A 17,030-nucleotide genomic window follows, 5' to 3' on the forward strand; every position below is an offset into this window, starting at 1 on the left:
CTACTCCAGATTATCCAAAATTTGATCAACACTTTCAGGCGTAAGCTTTTCGTGATAATCATCACCAATTTGGAACATCGGTGCGTTCACACACGCTCCTAAACATTCCACTTCTTTGATGCTAAATTTACCATCAGGTGTCACATCGCCACCCATTTTCACGCCCAAGCGACGCTCTAGGTGTTCAACAATTTTATCTGAGCCGTTCAACATGCAAGAAATATTAGTACAGACACAGATCTTATGACGCCCCACCGGCTTATGCTCATACATGGAATAAAAAGTTGCGACCTCATAAACAGCAATCGCTGGCATGTCTAAGTAATTCGCGATGGCATCCATCAACTCATTCGTTAAGTAGCCGTCGTTTTCTTTTTGCACAATCATCAATGCAGCAAGCGATGCTGATTGTTTTTGATCATTAGGAAATTTAGTCAACCAATAATCGATCTGCTCACGCATTGTTGTTGTTAAACCGTTTTCTATGGACATTAGCGGTCAACCTCTCCAAATACCAGGTCTTGTGTTGCAATTAAAGCAGGGACATCAGCCAACATATGGCCACGCAGCAACTCATCCATAGCCGCTAAGTGAGCAAAACCACTGCTGCGAATTTTAACGCGATAAGGTTTATTCGAACCATCAGAAACCAAATAAATACCAAACTCACCCTTAGGGTGTTCAACGGCACTATAAACTTCGCCAGCAGGGCAAGTAAAGCCTTCAGTAAACAATTTAAAATGATGGATTAATGATTCCATATCACTTTTGACTTCAGCGCGTTTAGGCGGTGCAATTTTATGATCATCGATCATGACCGGCCCAGGATTTTTCTGTAGCCATTCGATGCATTGACGCATAATACGATTGGATTGGCGCATTTCCTCAACTCGCACCAAATAACGATCATAACAATCCCCTTTAGTCCCTACGGGAATATCAAAATCGAGTTGATCATACACTTCATAAGGCTGTTTCTTACGCAAATCCCACTCAACACCACATGCTCGTAACATCGGTCCTGAAAAACCTAAGTTCATTGCCCGTTCAGCAGATACTTCGGTAATACCGACCGTTCGTTGCTTCCAGATCCGGTTATCTGTTAATAAGGTTTCATAATCATCAACACAAGATGGAAAACGTTCGGTAAAATCCCATAAAAAATCAAGCAAAGAGCCTTGACGGTTTTGATTTAACTTATCAACTTCTTTTTCATTGCGCCAACGCGAGGGCTCATATTGTGGCATGCTGTCAGGCAAATCACGATACACCCCACCCGGGCGCAAATAGGTCGCATGCATCCGTGCACCTGAAGCCGCTTCATAGCAATCCATCAAATCTTCACGTTCACGAAATGCATATAAGAAAACGGTCATTGCCCCTAAATCAAGGGCCGTTGAGCCGATGCCCATCAAGTGATTTAAAACGCGCGTCACCTCTGAAAACAAGACACGAATATATTGAGCACGAATGGGTGCTTCTATGCCGAGTAATTTTTCAATCGCCATCACATAAGCATGTTCATTACACATCATCGAGACATAATCGAGCCGGTCCATATAGCCAATACTTTGGTTATAGGGCTTAGTCTCAGCCAATTTTTCTGTACCACGATGCAATAACCCGACATGTGGATCAGCACGAACAACCGTCTCACCATCGAGTTCTAAAATAAGCCGTAAAACGCCATGCGCCGCAGGGTGCTGAGGACCAAAGTTAATTGTATAATTTCGAAACTCAGACATGTTATTTTTCTCCCGCCGTCAAGCTTGCATCATAGCGATTATCATGACGAATCACTTTTGGCACCAAAACACGCGGTTCAATATCAACAGGCTCGTAAACAACACGCTCATCTTTAGCGTCATAACGCATTTCAACATAGCCGCTGAGCGGAAAATCTTTACGAAACGGGTGACCAATAAAGCCATAATCAGTCAATATACGACGCAAATCTGGATGGCCATCAAACAATAAGCCATACATGTCAAAGGCTTCACGCTCAAACCAATTGGCACTGTTCCAAATATCATTCACTGACGGCAAAATTAGTGTATTTTGATCAGGAAACACTTTTAAGCGCAAACGGATATTATTTTTAATCGACATTAAATGATAAACCGCGGCAAAGCGCTTACCATCGCCCTTTTCAGGCGCTTCAAGCTGGTGAACAGCACGCTCAAACCCGGTTGACGTTGCCGTATCAGTGGTCCACTCATCTTTGCCGTAATATAAATAATCTATGCCACAAACATCAATCAGCATCTCAAAGCTAAGCGCGTTATCATCACGCAAAATTTGCGAGACTTTTAATAAGTGATTGACCGGGACTTCAAGTGTTAACTCATCAAATTCAGTTTTAGACTGCACGCCAAACTCTTTAAGACGAGGCTCAATTAGCGCAACCAGTTCTTGTAATTCCATACGTCTTTAACCTTGTTTATTGCCGTGCAATGGTGTTGGTGCGACGAATTTTGTTTTGCAGTTGAATAATGCCATAGAGCAAAGCCTCTGCGGTCGGTGGGCAACCTGGCACATACACATCAACAGGGACAATACGATCACACCCCCGAACCACAGAATACGAATAGTGGTAATAACCACCGCCATTCGCGCAAGACCCCATGGAAATCACCCATTTAGGCCCTGCCATCTGATCATAAACACGGCGTAATGCCGGTGCCATTTTATTGCATAAGGTTCCAGCAACAATCATCACATCCGATTGACGCGGACTCGGCCGAAAAATTACACCAAAGCGATCCAAATCGTAACGTGACGCGCCAGCCTGCATCATTTCTACCGCGCAACACGCCAAACCGAATGTCACCGGCCACATTGATCCGGTGCGCACCCAATTAACCAGCTTATCGGCAGAAGTGGTAACAAAGCCATCGCGCTTTAAAATAGTATCGGCTACTCCCATTCAAGCGCCCCTTTCTTCCACTCGTAAATGAAACCTACTACAAGAAGCCCAAGAAATACGAACATTGCAGTAAACCCATACCAGCCTATTTTATTCAGTGCCACCGCCCAAGGCAGCATAAAAGCGACCTCAAGATCAAAGACAATAAAAAGAATGGCAACAAGATAAAATCGCACATCGAATTTCATACGCGCATCTTCAAAAGGTGCGAAACCACATTCAAATGCGTCTTCTTTCGCCTTGCTTTTTTGTTCTAGGCCAAGGAATTTCCCAGCGACGACGCTTGCCATAACAGGCGCCATACCAAATAACGCTCCTATGATCAGGAACAATAATATCGGACCATAATTATCTAACATGGTATTACCCCAAATACCAAAAGGACATGTTTATACTTCAGTATTAAGTTGTTATCAATGTTAGTAAGTATAAACAAGTTTATTAAAGTGACAAAAGTCTGGAGAGATATTAAACAAAAAGCAGCAATTATACAAATAAAAAAAGCTTTTTTAGCCTCTTGAACAATAATTATACAAATACAATCAACAGCTCTTATGCAGTCGTTTTATACCCATAGAAAATAACATGAGTCAAAATGGCTTTCTTTCAGTGTTAATTAAAGGAACGCTTAGCATTTCCACTTAAACAAATAACTATTTTACTCAGCTCATTAATTTCAATGTTCAAAACAAAAATTAAACTAAATTTTTGTTACATTTTACGAAAGCAGCATCAAGGAAATTAAAATTTTTGCTCACGCCTCACACTTACAGCTAGCAATATAAAAAAATACTTTATCATCACGCCTCCTGCTTAATACAGGCATCATAATAATTAAATCCACACAGTGACTCATTCACTCATCGAGCACTCAATGATCAAACTTGATTTGTCTTTAACAATTTATATTGTCCAATAAATAATCAGCAAAGAAAAAGGCGACATTGCTGTCGCCTTAATTTTGGTGCCGAAGGCCGGACTCGAACCGGCACGACCGTTAGGTCACCACCCCCTCAAGATGGCGTGTCTACCAATTTCACCACTTCGGCAGAATCTTGTTGCGCTACAAACGCGTAGCGCCATTTTACTGTTATTTTAATAAGATGCAAGCGCTAAATTATTTTTTTGTACTACTCGCATTGTTTTCAGTATTACTTTTCTCAGCTGTTGCAGCCTGCCCAGTTGTTGCCTCTTGTAGCGCTGCTGCAGGGGCTGCCGTCGTCTTAGCCACAGGCGCTGCCGATAACTGACCTTGTTGAGCTGCCATACGCCCAAGCACCAAACAAATCACAAAGAAAGCCACTGCACACATTGCCGTTGCTTTCACTAAAAAAGATGCAGCCCCTGCACTACCAAAAACAGTCTGCGATGCTCCGGCACCAAAAGACGCACCTGCTGTTGCACCCTTGCCTTGCTGCATGAGTATCAACACAACCATTGCAACCGCTGCAACAATCAGTAAGATCAATAACACTTGTTCCATTGTTTACCTCAATTAACTATTCACTATTCGCCGCCTGACAAATAGCAACAAATTCGTCGACTTTCAAAGAAGCTCCACCGACCAATCCACCATCTACATCAGGCTGACTTAAAATTTCAGTAGCATTACTCGCTTTCACACTACCACCATACAAAATTTGCATATTCTGAGCGAGCTTAGACCCATAATCATTTAATAAACTGCGCAAGAAGCCATGCGCGTTTTGGACATCAGACGGCTCTGCCGCAACCCCTGTGCCAATGGCCCAAACTGGCTCATAAGCAATCACGCTCTTCACAAAAGCATCTACCCCTGCATGCTCTATCACTGCCTTCACCTGAGCGCTCACTACATCTTGCATTTTTCCAGCCTGACGCTCTTCAAGCGTCTCACCAATACATAACACAGGCGTTAAACCTTGGGTCTGAGCTGCAACAAATTTTCTCGCAACACTTTCATTGCTTTCAGCATGATAACTGCGACGCTCTGAGTGCCCAACCAAAACATACTGACAGCCTAAATCCTTAAGCATCGCCGCCGAAATCTCTCCCGTATAAGCGCCTTGCTCATGAAGACTAACGTCTTGCGCACCTAAACCTACAGAGGTTCCTTCACACATGACACTTATCGCATCCAAATAAACAAAAGATGGACAAACAGCAACACCAACCTTAGATAAGGGCTTCACTTGTTGAGCAACACCCTGCAATAGCGTAGTTAATTCACTACGACAGCCGTTCATCTTCCAGTTCCCCATCACCAACATCTGACGCATCCGCTTCTCCTTAACCCATCTTTATTTATTGTACCCATGATAAAATACACCAAGGCTTTCGCGCGAGAATAAAGGAATCTCGCCCAGATTGCAATCTAAGTTCCACCCCAAAATTTAGCAACACTCCCATCAAAAACAAATACTTTCAACACTAAAATAAAACTAAAATAAACACAGATGATCAAAAATTAATCAATAATTTCAATAAGATTAATGATTAAAGCACATTATAATCACTATTATATTGAATAAAACTCCATAGACTTTATAATAATGACCTGGATGAAATATTAATAAATAAAAAGGCAATCTTTAAATGAAAAAAACGATTTACAGTGCAATTGCGATTGCAGCAATCGCGGGCGTCGCTTATGGCGTGGCTGATCACCAAGCCAATAAAATTGTCAAAGATAATTTGACTCAATGGCTTCAAACACATCTCCATAAAAAAGATTCTCCAGTCGCAACGATTAATTACGATAACGTCAGCACCAATGGTTTCTTCTTCTTTACTCGCCACTTTAAAATTAATGGCATCACCGTCAAATTCAAAGATCTCCCAGACAATGCCCCCTTCAAACTCCCCGAGCTGAAAATTAAAACACTGGCTTTAACTGCTGATCAAAATATGTTGGAAGATTTCACATTATCTAATATCGACCTTAGCAGCACAGACGTAGAGACCAAAGCAAACCTAGCGATAGCAGAGTCCTATACTGGCGGGCACCTAGTCGGCTCAATCGATTACCATTATCAACCCAACAACAAAACAGAAACACTAGACCTAGACATCAACGCCAAAGATCACACTATTTTCAAGCTCACAGAGCAAGGTCAAAGCGTGACAGCAGCACACGCTCTGCCACAACGAATCACTCGCATTTTTAAAGCGTTCCAAAGCGATAATTTTGACGGTGATTTTACCCGCATACTCCAAGATCAATATTCGCTCAATAACAGCGGCTCTTACACGTCAAAATTCAGTATTGATCTCCCTGATATCAAACTTCCTGACAACCCAAGAGCCAAGCTGCGAAATTTATTACCATTGCTAGGGTACAGCCAAAACACACCTCTCGCACTCAAATTAGATATCACAACAGATTCCAAGCCCAAGACAGCAAGAACAACTCATTTGACAGGCTTCATCAAGCTTGATCATGCTGCAACAGTTCATATGGATAGCTCGCTGACTTTCAATCAGCAACAATTTGCTAAAAAGCTCGGTAAATTACTCTCACAGCCACCTAAAAACAATGACGATACAAGGCTTCATTATCAACTCCTTACACAGCTCATCGATGCTGACAACCAAAATACTTTCTTAAATAACCTCACAATCAGCTACGAAGATCAGTCCTTGCTCCCGAACATTTATAAGCTCATGGCAAAATCACTCAGCACCGACCCAAAGCGCCCGGTCAGTAGCCAAGATGTCGCAGACCATTTTGCGAATGTCGCCCAAAACAGTAAGTTCGGGCCGGCTTTTGCTCCTTATAAAAACACGGTAGTGCAATTTATCAAAAATCCAAAAGAGCTCACACTATCCATCACACCTGAGCAACCACTGCCAATGTCTAAACTCTATGCCTTCAAGCCTGGACAAGAAGGCGAGTTAATACATTTGCTAAATGTCAAACTCACCAACCAAGCTTAAATATCACAATACAGCAATAGGGCAGTGATTTTCACTGCCTCACCCCTAGCTCGACCCAGCCTACTTCCACTTTTCCCACTCCTGTTTGCAATCAAAAAGAGAATTAGCAAGCACCATCCTCAACGCAACACAAAACCATATTTTCAAAATCATATTTCTAGAGTAAAAAAATTGAGCAAAAACTAATCGGCCTTAATTAAATAAAACTTAAAGTTTTATCTCTCACTCAAAGTCATTGAAACCCAAGTTAAGCCTGGTCAGCGCTTGAATTGAATAAAATACGATAAGCTTTATAATAAGCTTCATATCAAAATTTTATCTACGAAAAAGGTCGTTTTCAGTGCAAAAAAATTATCTATAGCGCTGTTGCTGTTGTCATTGTTGCCGGTGCCGCTTATGCCATCGCCGATCACCAAGCTCATAACATCGTCAAAAAAGGGCTAGATCAATGGATTCAAGCACAAACACACAAAACTAACTCACAGATCCAGGCGATCAACTACGGCCAAATTAACACAAATGGCTTCTTTTTCTTCACTCATCATGCCAGCATTAATAACATTCAGGTTAAATTTAAAACTTTCAAATTAGATAACAAACAGCACCTTACAAATAATAAAACAATCTCGCTACAATTCCCCGAATTAAATATCAAAGCACTGAGGTTTACAGCAAACAAACGCTCTTTACAAAACATCCAACTGTCTGACATACGCTTAAGCAGCCAAAACCCAGAAACAGCACACTACCTCAAAGCATTAACCACAGCTCTAGGTGGCCAGCCGATCGGCTCTGTCAACTACAACTATCAAGCTCATGATAAAACTGAAGCGATGAATATCAGCATCAAAGTCGCTGACCAAACCATATTCACACTCAAAGAGCAGGGCCAGCATGTTCCTGAAAAATATACGCTACCACAAAATTGGGCGCGTGCATTCAAGCACAACAATGACAATCTCACACAAGCATTTAAGCAAATGCAACAAGAGCTTACAGACAATACGGGGCTTTATACAACGCAGCTTGACCTTAATATTCCAACGCTTAACTTGCCACCAGAAGCTCAATCTTATTTAAAACAGCTCGGTTACACTAAAAGCGAACCCCTTGCTCTGAACATCAAAGGCACCATCAATTCCAAAGAACAAACAACACTGACAAACTTCAACGGGTTTGTAAAACTCTCGGATGCCGCGACTACACACTTTAGCCACACTCTGAAGATTGACAATGCCAAAATCGCCAAAGAGATCGGTGAACTGCTCGCTCAAACACCTAAAACCGTGGCAACAGAGCAACAAAAACAGGCGCTCGCCATGCACCTACTCGCCATCGAGGGCCGCAACACCTTCTTAAATACATTTAATATCAGCTATAAAGATAATTCATTATTGCCGCGGATCTATAAAGAAAATGCTAAGCATATGCAAACAGGGACCGGCCTTCCTGCAACTGCTCAAGACGTTGCCACCTTATACGCAGCCATTATCCAAAGCGCTCAAATCAATCCAGCATTAACCCCTTACCAAACCACCTTGGCACAGTTTTTCCAAGACCCTAAAGAATTAAAACTCGCCATCAAACCAAAAAAATCCACTATCACTCTTTGAGATATTTTTCTTTGCCACTCATAAACAAGAAGCTGAGCTGGTTCACGCTCTGAACGCCAAACTGACCAATCACGCTTGACCTATAAAAATGAACCACAGAAAAGGCAACCATTTTAGTTGCCTTTATTTTACCCTTTCAACATTTTGTCCTTCTAGAGCTAAGCCTTCTTGCAATAAACGGTTAAAATGCGCCCAATCAAAACTTGGTCCAGGGTCAGTTTTACGCCCGGGTGCTATATGCTCATGGCCGCTAATATGCTCTGGTGATAACTCCGGCAAGGCATCGATTAATGCCTGGCATAATTCGACTAGAACGTGATATTGAACCTGTTCATAAGCAAGATCATCTGTCCCTTCCAGCTCTATACCGACAGAAAAATCATTGCAGTTTTCCCGACCTAAATAACTAGACACCCCTGCGTGCCAAGCACGCTTATTCACGGGAACAAACTGAATAATTTTGCCATCCCGACGAATAAAAAAATGGCTAGAAACCCTTAATTCCGCTAAATCCTGATAGCTTTCATGCTGACTACAGTTTAAGCGGTTCGTAAATAAGGACTCAACATCAGAGCCGCCAAACTGTCCTGCCGGCAGGCTGATATTATGAATGACAATCAAGCTCACCTTTTCGCCTTGAGGCCGCTCATTGTAATTAGGACTAGCGATATAACGCGCCTGATCTAAATGACCCGATTGATCAATCTTCACCTTTTACTCCCGCACTTTCTTACTTTCTTTAAATTTAGTGTACAATATGGCCTCTTTGAGTAGCTAGAACAACGAGGTTAGAGTCATGCGTGATCCCATCAATACCATCATCAGCGATAATGTGCGTGTAGCACTTGCCGAAGATATCGCCGGAGGGGATATTACCGCCTTACTCATCGATGAGCAAAAAACAGCCAGCGCTGAGGTAATTACGCGTGAGCCCGCCATTATTTCCGGGGTACGCTGGGTTAATGAAACTTTTTTCCAAGTCGATCCTAACATCCAAGTTCAGTGGCATGTCACCGATGGTGATCAAGTCAAAGCCGACCAACTTCTTTTCACCGCCACAGGCACAGCTCGCAACCTGCTGACCGCAGAGCGCACCGCACTCAATTTTTTACAAACGCTTTCAGCAACTGCAACGGTAACAGCGCATTACGCTAAAATCCTCGAGCCTTACCCCACTAAAATTTTAGATACTCGCAAGACTATTCCAGGTTTAAGAGTCGCTCAAAAGCAAGCCGTACTTGACGGTGGCGGTACCAATCACCGCATTGGCCTAGACGACGCTTTTTTAATTAAAGAAAACCATATTCTCTCCTGTGGTAGCATTGCTCAAGCGGTATTGAGCGCTAAAAAGCTTGCCCCAGGAAAACCAATTGAAGTTGAGGTTGAGTCCATCCAAGAGTTAGAACAAGCCCTAAGCGCACAAGCCGATATTATTATGCTCGATAACTTTGACCTTGCCATGATGGAACAAGCAGTCAAAATAACAGCGAAACGTGCTAAACTCGAAGCTTCGGGTGAGATGAATGCGGAAACACTCACCGCTGTTGCTAAAACCGGTGTTGATTATATTTCCTCAGGCAGCCTGACTAAACATATTCAAGCGGTTAATTTATCTATGCGCTTTAAAAATAACTAAAATAAGGAAATTCGGAATTTTAATATGGCAAAACTTTATTTTTATTACTCAGCGATGAATGCCGGGAAATCAACTACGCTGTTACAATCTAGCTATAACTATCAAGAACGCGGCATGAATACCTTGTTATTTACCCCGCAAATCGATAATCGCACCTCAACAACCGAAATCCATTCACGGATTGGCATCAGTGCAGAAGCAATTTCTTTTACCGCCGATGATAATTTATATCATCTAACCAAAGAGCAACTAGAGCAAGAACAAATACACTGCGTGCTTATTGATGAGGCACAATTTTTAAGTAAAGACCAGGTCTTTCAGCTCACAGAAATTACCGACAAATTAAATATTCCCGTACTCAGCTATGGCCTACGTAGCGATTTTCTTGGCGAACCCTTTGTCGGCAGTCAATATTTACTGGCCTGGGCCGATGTTCTCAATGAAATTAAAACTGTCTGCCATTGTGGCCGCAAAGCTTCGATGGTCATCCGTTTAGACGAGCACGGTAATCCTGTAAAAAAAGGCGCTCAAGTTGAAATCGGTGGCAATGATAAGTATATCTCCATGTGTAGAAAACACTTTAAAGCAGCTATTTATGGTGAAGCCGATACCTGATCAAAATCCAAGCTAACATCCCCCAGGCAACAATCCAGCACACCCCACCAAAGGGTGTGAAAATCCCTAACCATGAATAATGAAAAATAACCAATAGATATAAACTGCCAGAAAATAAAATAATGCCCAGCATCATTAATAACGCAACCGCTACCAGCGCCTTACAGCTTGGGTAATACAGAATTAGTAAACCAGATAATATCAAACCTAAACTGTGATAAATTTGGTACTCAACGGCAATTTGATAAACCTGCAGCCATTTTCCCGTTAAAATACCTGCTAATACATGCGCACCAACAGCACCAAGGATGACACTGACCATCATGCCGAGTGCTCCCAAGCCTATTGTTTTTTGCGCAAAACGAACTGACATATTCTAAGCTACTTTTAGCTGGTTTATTACCGCTTTAGCGATAATCTGACTGCCTAACCAAGCGGGGTGCTTTTTATTCCAAAATAAATACTCCGGACAGTTCGCTGCCGCAGCTTTTTTATCACTCTCGCACGTTTTAGCTAAGCTGTGAATTTTAAGTGTCGCAAAGGGCGGCTTTTTCATATAAATATCTTCAAACATTTTTGCCGCATCGATAATAATTGGTTGAACCTTATAAGGCGACAAAGCCTGAATGCTATCATCTGTTAAGTGTTGATTAAAATGATTAGTAACAAAGGTGACTATGCCTTTTAGCGATGACTTTCCTGCCAATGCTGGCGTGTAAGCAACATTAGGCAAGTTAATAATGACAATATGACGCGCTCCAGCTTTTGTTAGGGCGCCAGCAGCATCCGCCACATTCTGTGCGGGAGACCAAACAATTCGCGTCCAATGCAAATGGGTAATATTGGAAATATTGTTAAACATATCATTACCCCCTGCCCATAAAAAATACAGTGCGTTTGGATCTGCCTTGCCCTGATTAGCCGCTAAATATAAGCCCACCTGCTTACGCAAACCTGGGATACATAAAGGCGTTTGGCTCGGCTTGTTACAATCTTTCAACACAATGCCGCTACCATCCGTATAGACATCACCGGTTACAGCACTACCCCAAGCATAACTCTGTGAGACTTGAAACTTTGCTTGATGAGAAGAAGGTGAAACAAAAGGCGATGAAAAATACCCTTGATTATAGAACTCTCTTGCGACAATCTGCGGCCAAATTACTCCGATCGTACCACCATAATAAGAGCGATTCCCTAGGTAAGGATTGGTAATAGGAACATAGGGCTCAGACTTTCCCACTGGGTAATTACCAACGTCTGATAGACTATCACCAAAGAAAACCGCCGTATTCACTCCCTTAGGCAAAGCATAGCCAGCATAATTAAAAGAAGCAAATAGCACAGAAACCAAGATCAAAAACCAAGCTCGCACAGCGCACTCCCTATTTTTATTTTAATAACGAGCCTAGTATTACCTGCCTGCCATCTGTTGTAAACGACGAATACGCTCTTCCATCGGCGGGTGAGTCGAAAACCATTTCATCATATCGCGACCACTCAAAGGATTGACAATAAACATATGGGCTGTGGCTGGATGTTCATCTGCACTGTGCATCGGCTCCCGGTGATTGGCAGATTCTAGCTTTTGCAACGCACTGGCCAACCATAAGGGGTTACCGCATAGCTCAGCGCCTCCGCGATCCGCGGCAAACTCACGCGAACGCGAAATCGCCATCTGTATCAAGGAGGCGGCGATCGGCGCGAGCATTGCCATAACTAAAGTCGCAATCGGTCCTGGGCCTTCTTCATCAGAACCTCTAAAAAAGCTAAAAAGCAAGGCTATATTGGCAATCGCACCGATGGCTCCAGCAATCGTTGCACTCACTGTACCAATTAAGGTGTCACGATGACGCACATGAGCCATTTCATGGGCCATCACTCCCGCCAGCTCTTCGCGCGAAAGCATTTGAATCAAACCTTGCGTCGCTGCAACCGCTGCGTTTTCAGGGTTGCGCCCTGTCGCAAAGGCATTCGGCGTGTGATCTGGAACAAGATACACCTTCGGCATTGGCATATTGCCACGACGAGCCAATTCTTCTACCGTTTGATATAGCTCCGGCGCATCATAAGGCCCTACTTCTTGAGCGCGGTACATACGTAAAACGAGCTGATCAGAAAACCAATAAGCACTAAAATTCATCACTATCGCAAAAATTAATGCGATCAACAGGCCCGCTTTACCTCCCAAAGCAGTGCCAATAATCAACAATAATGCAGTCAGTGCTGCAAGTAAAACAACGGTTTTGACCCCATTCATGCACTCATCCTCACGCTCATTTACCACTACACCTAAGTATAAGTTATGGGCGCGCTAAGCGAAGTTCAAGCATTCATCAAATAATCGAATTCCAGCAACCCCTTGACCACCCAAGCGTTTCACAAGATTCATATGCTCATATCTCATGCCACCTAGGGCAAAGACAGCAATATTCACCGCTTTAACTAAGCTTTCAAACTGATCCCAACCTAAACCCTCAGCAGCCGGGTGAGAAGGCGTAGGCAACACCGGCGATAACACAGCAAAATCAGCGTTTAATTGCTCAGCCTTTCTCAATTCAGCTAAGTTATGACAAGAAGCAGCCACTAAATTCACTTCGATAAGCTGCTGTCGATTACAATTCATCAGCTCATGTGCACGCAAATGCACACCTAAGCCTAGGCTCTTTGCCAATGCCAAATCTTTAATCAAAAGCCGGGCATAATGTTTTAGACACAGATCACGCAACTTTATAGTAATAAACTCACTATAATCACCACGCAACTGAATTAAATTAATTCCTAGAACTAATTGCTTTTCCACATAGGAAAATACCGCTTCATCACTTAAACCCTCTGGGGTGATACAATAACGATCCGGCAAAGATAACGCCTTAATAATCGGCAAACTTGCTTTAGGCATATTCAAAGAAAGCAATGCGCTTTTATCCTGCCATTGCACTTTTTGCCCTTCTGCACCTGTTGGCTCGCCCACATATTCAAGCACACGAAAAGTATACAAACAAACGCTCATTTCAGGATAGTCATGGCGCACCTCGATTAAAGGCTCGGCATCAAGCACATCAATACCGACCTCCTCTTTTAGCTCGCGTTTCAGAGCAGATAAAGCCGTTTCATTGCTTTCCAGCTTACCGCCCGGAAATTCCCATAAACCACCCTGAGCCACATGATCAGGCCGTAAAGCGGTAAAAATTTGGCTTTGCTTATTTTCTATAACTCCAATAGCAACACGAACCTGCTTCATTTTGCTTTTAACCTTTCATCCAACTCTCAACCAATAACGTCAAGCAAGTATACACTAAGCGATAGCTAGAACCCTACAGCCCCAAGCGTATTCGACATAATCAAGACATCACGCGTTCAAACAGCACCACCAGCTTATTTTGAGTTTGCGCAATCTGACAAAAGCTCCAAATTTTAGACACAAAACAGCTGTGAAGTGACATTTCCAATGCTTCGATAGCTAACACTCTTTGACCCTTTGTTACGACAAAGCTAGTGCGCCATATCAAACATTCATTCAAGATCGCAATAATAAGTCAAGTTTTGGCAGTGTGTTAACAAGGCGATGGTAGGGCAGCACCTCCAATCCCTTTTATCAGCGCAACGCCGACCTGGAGGTGCTATAAAAGCAAAGCAAAAAAATAGGGCGGTTTCTCTCCGCCCAGGTCCTCTATAAACGTGTCCTTACAGACATTCCTTGTATGAGTCATCCATGACTCTTATTTTTCTTCCTTGCTATCGAGCAATCCTTGCTCTAGCACGCTGTCAATCATCCTAATCAACAGCAACCACATCCATGCAGTTTACGTGCCAGGGTCACTCCATGTTTCCCAAATAACTTCAAATTCAATCCTGCTTCCTGCCGGGTGTTCCAACACCCTAATCCTTATCTCTATTTGCGCTTATCCTTAACGCTTGCTTAATAATTTATCATTTTCTCCTTTTGGTGCAATTACCCAAGATGTTAAAAATAAAGCTCACCAGCACCACCAAAAAAAATAAATCATTAAAAATCAATAAGTTATGCTTATGTTAACCTGCAAAATGCCCAAAATTTTACAAGACAAAGCGCTCTATGCTTACAGCCTTGTGAGATATATCTCACAAGGCTGTAAGCAAATCACTCCCATTAAAGTCGAATGTTGCGGCAAAATTTAACCGATGACCTCCACCACACAACTACATCATGAATAGGCAAGCTAAAAGCACAACCAGGCCATGAGCTTTAGCAAGTTGACTATCAACTGTTGCTTTTAACCAAGCTACTCCAGATAAGGAATATGATGATATTGAAAGCTAAAACTTGGTAATATAAATCTACCTTATAAATACAAAATTCGTTATCTACCTTTTTAACCACAGTCAATTTTCCCATGGGCGACAAGTTCTGCATGTTGATCTTCTAGCTTTGTAATGCATAGCGCTTGATAATGAATTAGCGCAGTAGCCGTAATTTTAAATTGATTTTCTTTAGCCACTTCTTCAATCTCATTAAAAGTACTGCAAACAAAAACCTCGTCATAAAACAATTTTCTTTTATTAATATTCTCAAAAAAATCTGTAATATCTTTGTTTATATCTTCAATTTTATAGCCCCATTGAGAAAGCCGAATCAGCCAATACCCTGCTTTTTCAAGATACCCTCGACCTTCGCGTCCCCATTGAGCAACTTTGTTAGGCTTCTCTCCCGCCGCTGCAATCGCAACTTCCTTAACATCAGTTTCTAACAGCTCCAGTAAGCGTCCAGCTTGAGCACGAAGCACTTCGGCAGCAGTAATATTAAAGCCTAGCTTATTAGCAACCATTGCAACATCAGACAGTTCTTTTGTATAGTACAGTTGTTTTTGTAAACTTTTATTTGATTTAACTTCATCAAAAAAGCCAATGAGTTCTGGTGTCACTGTATTTTCTCCTACAATATGTTTAAGCGGCTCATTGTAATTCGCTATATCAATTATATCCATACGTATAAAATACTTAAGTTCGCCAATTTAACTCTTTGATTAAAAAAGATATAGTTAATAAAACTTTCTAAACAAAGGATAAAAATTGGATAAATTTCAAGCAGTATCTTTCTTCAAGTCAATCTTACAAGTGTGGGAGAATGGCAGCGCCACTGACTTACATAAATTTTTATCATAAAAAATTCAAAGGACACTATCTAGATCAAGAGTTCAACCTAACACAGCTCACTGAGAGATTTGACTATAATCGCAAAAATTACTCAAAAATAAATAATTCATTAATTGATCTTCTTCTATTAAAAGAAGGTCAAATATTCACTCTCTCTCGATTTTCTGCAATTGATAACAGCAAAGATAAACCTGTAGAAATGTTCGTTACTAATATTATAAATATTAGCGACCATAAAATCATCGAACTATGGTCAATATCGACATTACAAATCAGCATATCATCACCTGCCGAAAAAATTAAAAGCGAAGACTTAACAATTGAATCAGCAACTAAAAAAAAGTTTATACAGTCACTAAAAGTTGCAACAGATAACCTGGATAAAAAAATAGTCTTAACCAGCCGTGAAATTGAGTGTTTGTACCTCTATATTTCAGGATTAACTGCAAAAGAAATTGCTAAAGAGTTTGAAATATCTTATAGAACAGTAGAAACACACCTGTTAAATATTAAAAATAAATATGGAATTTCAACCAAGTCACAACTTAAAAAACTATTTAAGTTAGTTCAATATTCATAGGTTAAAATTCATACTAATTTAATAATCATTTATCGCACTAACAGCTTTCTTTTAGATAAAAATAGCAGCTATTTTATATTATAATTAATAAAATACAGCTGCTATTAAACTAGTAATCAGGCAGTTTAAATTATTATCGTAATGTAATCGTCAATGGCTCAGGAACTTGTGTATTTGGGATAACAGTAGATACCGTTGAGTCTTGTCCTAATTTATCATCATATGGATAAGCATAAAGTTTAGTATTAGGGTCTATCCCATGTAGAGACTGAGCATATAAATCATTCGGATAATTTTTACCATTAATGCTATTTTCGTGATAATGCCGATCTTTATTTTGCTGAAAGAGTGCCTTTGATAAGGGAGCAGATAGACTGGTTGGGTAGGGCAACATACCCGCTTCATAGGCTGCGCTTAATACTCCTGCCAAATTTTGCTGCTCCGCTGTTTTTAAATGATCACCATTAAAGCTCCAATTACCAGCATTCGCTGCAAACCACGCCATAGCAGTGTCTGGCTTAGGCAAAGAACTTGTAGGGCAATTATTAGAAACTGCGGCAAATACAAATTGACGGCTATTATTTACTTGCCCTTTATATTCACAACTGT

19 protein-coding genes and 1 tRNA gene are annotated in these 17,030 nt (G+C 41.5%); 5 read left to right on the forward strand and 15 right to left on the reverse strand.

Going from position 1 to position 17,030, the window contains the following annotated elements:
* From nuoE to tpiA, 8 genes are all read right to left on the reverse strand, one after another.
* Nucleotides 1-492 carry an NADH-quinone oxidoreductase subunit NuoE gene (gene nuoE / locus BGC07_RS08115; RefSeq protein ID WP_069312694.1) on the reverse strand — a complete coding sequence of 164 codons (492 nt, stop codon included), beginning with the start codon at nucleotides 490-492 and terminating at the stop codon, nucleotides 1-3.
* The gene (locus BGC07_RS08120; RefSeq protein WP_069312695.1) at nucleotides 492-1,745 is read right to left on the reverse strand and encodes an NADH-quinone oxidoreductase subunit D; all 1,254 of its coding nucleotides are present in this window, start codon (nucleotides 1,743-1,745) and stop codon (nucleotides 492-494) included. The genes nuoE and BGC07_RS08120 overlap by 1 nt, the downstream gene beginning before the upstream one ends.
* Nucleotide 1,746: 1 nt before the next feature.
* Nucleotides 1,747-2,424, reverse strand: coding sequence for an NADH-quinone oxidoreductase subunit C (locus BGC07_RS08125; protein WP_069312696.1), 678 nt, complete (start codon nucleotides 2,422-2,424; stop codon nucleotides 1,747-1,749).
* Nucleotides 2,425-2,440: 16 nt separating this feature from the next.
* Nucleotides 2,441-2,926: a NuoB/complex I 20 kDa subunit family protein gene (locus tag BGC07_RS08130; RefSeq protein WP_069312697.1), complete on the reverse strand. Its 486-nt coding sequence runs from the start codon at nucleotides 2,924-2,926 to the stop codon at nucleotides 2,441-2,443.
* Entirely contained in the window at nucleotides 2,917-3,285 is a 369-nt protein-coding gene (gene ndhC / locus BGC07_RS08135; RefSeq protein WP_069312698.1) for an NADH-quinone oxidoreductase subunit A, read from the reverse strand. The genes BGC07_RS08130 and ndhC overlap by 10 nt, the downstream gene beginning before the upstream one ends.
* 603 nt (nucleotides 3,286-3,888) lie before the next feature.
* Nucleotides 3,889-3,975: transfer RNA gene (locus tag BGC07_RS08140), tRNA-Leu, on the reverse strand.
* Nucleotides 3,976-4,043: 68 nt separating this feature from the next.
* Nucleotides 4,044-4,409 carry a preprotein translocase subunit SecG gene (gene secG / locus BGC07_RS08145; RefSeq protein WP_069312699.1) on the reverse strand — a complete coding sequence of 122 codons (366 nt, stop codon included), beginning with the start codon at nucleotides 4,407-4,409 and terminating at the stop codon, nucleotides 4,044-4,046.
* Between the two features lie 16 nt (nucleotides 4,410-4,425).
* Complete coding sequence (gene tpiA, locus BGC07_RS08150; RefSeq protein ID WP_069312700.1) at nucleotides 4,426-5,184, reverse strand: triose-phosphate isomerase; 759 nt, start codon at nucleotides 5,182-5,184, stop codon at nucleotides 4,426-4,428.
* 316 nt (nucleotides 5,185-5,500) lie between these two features.
* Between tpiA and BGC07_RS08155 the strand changes: the two genes are divergently transcribed.
* Both BGC07_RS08155 and BGC07_RS22075 read left to right on the forward strand, forming a co-directional pair.
* Nucleotides 5,501-6,841: a hypothetical protein gene (locus BGC07_RS08155; RefSeq protein ID WP_069312701.1), complete on the forward strand. Its 1,341-nt coding sequence runs from the start codon at nucleotides 5,501-5,503 to the stop codon at nucleotides 6,839-6,841.
* A gap of 833 nt (nucleotides 6,842-7,674) precedes the next feature.
* Nucleotides 7,675-8,454, forward strand: coding sequence for a hypothetical protein (locus BGC07_RS22075; RefSeq protein WP_235603031.1), 780 nt, complete (start codon nucleotides 7,675-7,677; stop codon nucleotides 8,452-8,454).
* A gap of 123 nt (nucleotides 8,455-8,577) precedes the next feature.
* Here the strand turns inward: BGC07_RS22075 and ampD are convergent, their stop codons facing one another.
* Complete coding sequence (ampD, locus tag BGC07_RS08165) at nucleotides 8,578-9,165, reverse strand: 1,6-anhydro-N-acetylmuramyl-L-alanine amidase AmpD (RefSeq protein WP_069312702.1); 588 nt, start codon at nucleotides 9,163-9,165, stop codon at nucleotides 8,578-8,580.
* Between the two features lie 85 nt (nucleotides 9,166-9,250).
* Between ampD and nadC the strand changes: the two genes are divergently transcribed.
* Together nadC and BGC07_RS08175 are read left to right on the forward strand one after the other, a co-directional pair.
* Nucleotides 9,251-10,090 carry a carboxylating nicotinate-nucleotide diphosphorylase gene (gene nadC / locus BGC07_RS08170; RefSeq protein ID WP_069312703.1) on the forward strand — a complete coding sequence of 280 codons (840 nt, stop codon included), beginning with the start codon at nucleotides 9,251-9,253 and terminating at the stop codon, nucleotides 10,088-10,090.
* Between the two features lie 24 nt (nucleotides 10,091-10,114).
* Nucleotides 10,115-10,705, forward strand: a complete 591-nt coding sequence (locus tag BGC07_RS08175; RefSeq protein ID WP_069312704.1) for a thymidine kinase — start codon at nucleotides 10,115-10,117, stop codon at nucleotides 10,703-10,705.
* On the opposite strand, the gene BGC07_RS08180 is transcribed toward BGC07_RS08175, so the two are convergent.
* The 5 genes from BGC07_RS08180 to BGC07_RS08200 all read right to left on the reverse strand — a co-directional run bounded on the left by BGC07_RS08180 (nucleotide 10,680) and on the right by BGC07_RS08200 (nucleotide 15,672).
* A complete protein-coding gene (locus BGC07_RS08180) occupies nucleotides 10,680-11,078 on the reverse strand; it encodes a DUF423 domain-containing protein (RefSeq protein WP_069312705.1) in 399 nt (132 codons plus the stop codon). The two genes, BGC07_RS08175 and BGC07_RS08180, sit on opposite strands and share 26 nt — an antisense overlap.
* A 3-nt stretch (nucleotides 11,079-11,081) precedes the next feature.
* Nucleotides 11,082-12,080, reverse strand: coding sequence for an SGNH/GDSL hydrolase family protein (locus BGC07_RS08185; protein ID WP_077216815.1), 999 nt, complete (start codon nucleotides 12,078-12,080; stop codon nucleotides 11,082-11,084).
* Nucleotides 12,081-12,119: 39 nt separating this feature from the next.
* Complete coding sequence (htpX, locus tag BGC07_RS08190; protein WP_069312706.1) at nucleotides 12,120-12,965, reverse strand: zinc metalloprotease HtpX; 846 nt, start codon at nucleotides 12,963-12,965, stop codon at nucleotides 12,120-12,122.
* Between the two features lie 54 nt (nucleotides 12,966-13,019).
* Nucleotides 13,020-13,949: a Nudix family hydrolase gene (locus BGC07_RS08195; RefSeq protein ID WP_069312707.1), complete on the reverse strand. Its 930-nt coding sequence runs from the start codon at nucleotides 13,947-13,949 to the stop codon at nucleotides 13,020-13,022.
* A 1,111-nt stretch (nucleotides 13,950-15,060) separates the two neighbouring features.
* Nucleotides 15,061-15,672 (reverse strand): Nif11-like leader peptide family natural product precursor, encoded by a 612-nt coding sequence (locus tag BGC07_RS08200; protein ID WP_069312708.1) that lies wholly within the window; start codon nucleotides 15,670-15,672, stop codon nucleotides 15,061-15,063.
* 140 nt (nucleotides 15,673-15,812) lie between these two features.
* On the opposite strand from BGC07_RS08200, the gene BGC07_RS08205 reads away from it, so the two are divergent.
* Nucleotides 15,813-16,421 carry a LuxR C-terminal-related transcriptional regulator gene (locus tag BGC07_RS08205; protein WP_069312709.1) on the forward strand — a complete coding sequence of 203 codons (609 nt, stop codon included), beginning with the start codon at nucleotides 15,813-15,815 and terminating at the stop codon, nucleotides 16,419-16,421.
* Nucleotides 16,422-16,554: 133 nt separating this feature from the next.
* Here BGC07_RS08205 and BGC07_RS08210 read toward each other — a convergent pair.
* Nucleotides 16,555-17,030 (reverse strand): beta-1,3-glucanase family protein (locus BGC07_RS08210; protein WP_139121753.1); only part of this gene is annotated, 476 nt, incomplete at its 5' end.

Source organism: Piscirickettsia litoralis (assembly GCF_001720395.1).
GTDB classification, from domain to species: domain Bacteria; phylum Pseudomonadota; class Gammaproteobacteria; order Piscirickettsiales; family Piscirickettsiaceae; genus Piscirickettsia; species Piscirickettsia litoralis.

Coding starts and splice junctions, on each gene's coding strand:
- nuoE (WP_069312694.1), bottom strand. CDS start 492: ATGTCCATAGAAAACGGTTTAACAACAACAATGCGTGAGCAGATCGAT.
- BGC07_RS08120 (WP_069312695.1), bottom strand. CDS start 1,745: ATGTCTGAGTTTCGAAATTATACAATTAACTTTGGTCCTCAGCACCCT.
- BGC07_RS08125 (WP_069312696.1), bottom strand. CDS start 2,424: ATGGAATTACAAGAACTGGTTGCGCTAATTGAGCCTCGTCTTAAAGAG.
- BGC07_RS08130 (WP_069312697.1), bottom strand. CDS start 2,926: ATGGGAGTAGCCGATACTATTTTAAAGCGCGATGGCTTTGTTACCACT.
- ndhC (WP_069312698.1), bottom strand. CDS start 3,285: ATGTTAGATAATTATGGTCCGATATTATTGTTCCTGATCATAGGAGCG.
- secG (WP_069312699.1), bottom strand. CDS start 4,409: ATGGAACAAGTGTTATTGATCTTACTGATTGTTGCAGCGGTTGCAATG.
- tpiA (WP_069312700.1), bottom strand. CDS start 5,184: ATGCGTCAGATGTTGGTGATGGGGAACTGGAAGATGAACGGCTGTCGT.
- BGC07_RS08155 (WP_069312701.1), top strand. CDS start 5,501: ATGAAAAAAACGATTTACAGTGCAATTGCGATTGCAGCAATCGCGGGC.
- BGC07_RS22075 (WP_235603031.1), top strand. CDS start 7,675: ATGAATATCAGCATCAAAGTCGCTGACCAAACCATATTCACACTCAAA.
- nadC (WP_069312703.1), top strand. CDS start 9,251: ATGCGTGATCCCATCAATACCATCATCAGCGATAATGTGCGTGTAGCA.
- BGC07_RS08175 (WP_069312704.1), top strand. CDS start 10,115: ATGGCAAAACTTTATTTTTATTACTCAGCGATGAATGCCGGGAAATCA.
- BGC07_RS08180 (WP_069312705.1), bottom strand. CDS start 11,078: ATGTCAGTTCGTTTTGCGCAAAAAACAATAGGCTTGGGAGCACTCGGC.
- htpX (WP_069312706.1), bottom strand. CDS start 12,965: ATGAATGGGGTCAAAACCGTTGTTTTACTTGCAGCACTGACTGCATTA.
- BGC07_RS08195 (WP_069312707.1), bottom strand. CDS start 13,949: ATGAAGCAGGTTCGTGTTGCTATTGGAGTTATAGAAAATAAGCAAAGC.
- BGC07_RS08200 (WP_069312708.1), bottom strand. CDS start 15,672: ATGGATATAATTGATATAGCGAATTACAATGAGCCGCTTAAACATATT.
- BGC07_RS08205 (WP_069312709.1), top strand. CDS start 15,813: ATGGCAGCGCCACTGACTTACATAAATTTTTATCATAAAAAATTCAAA.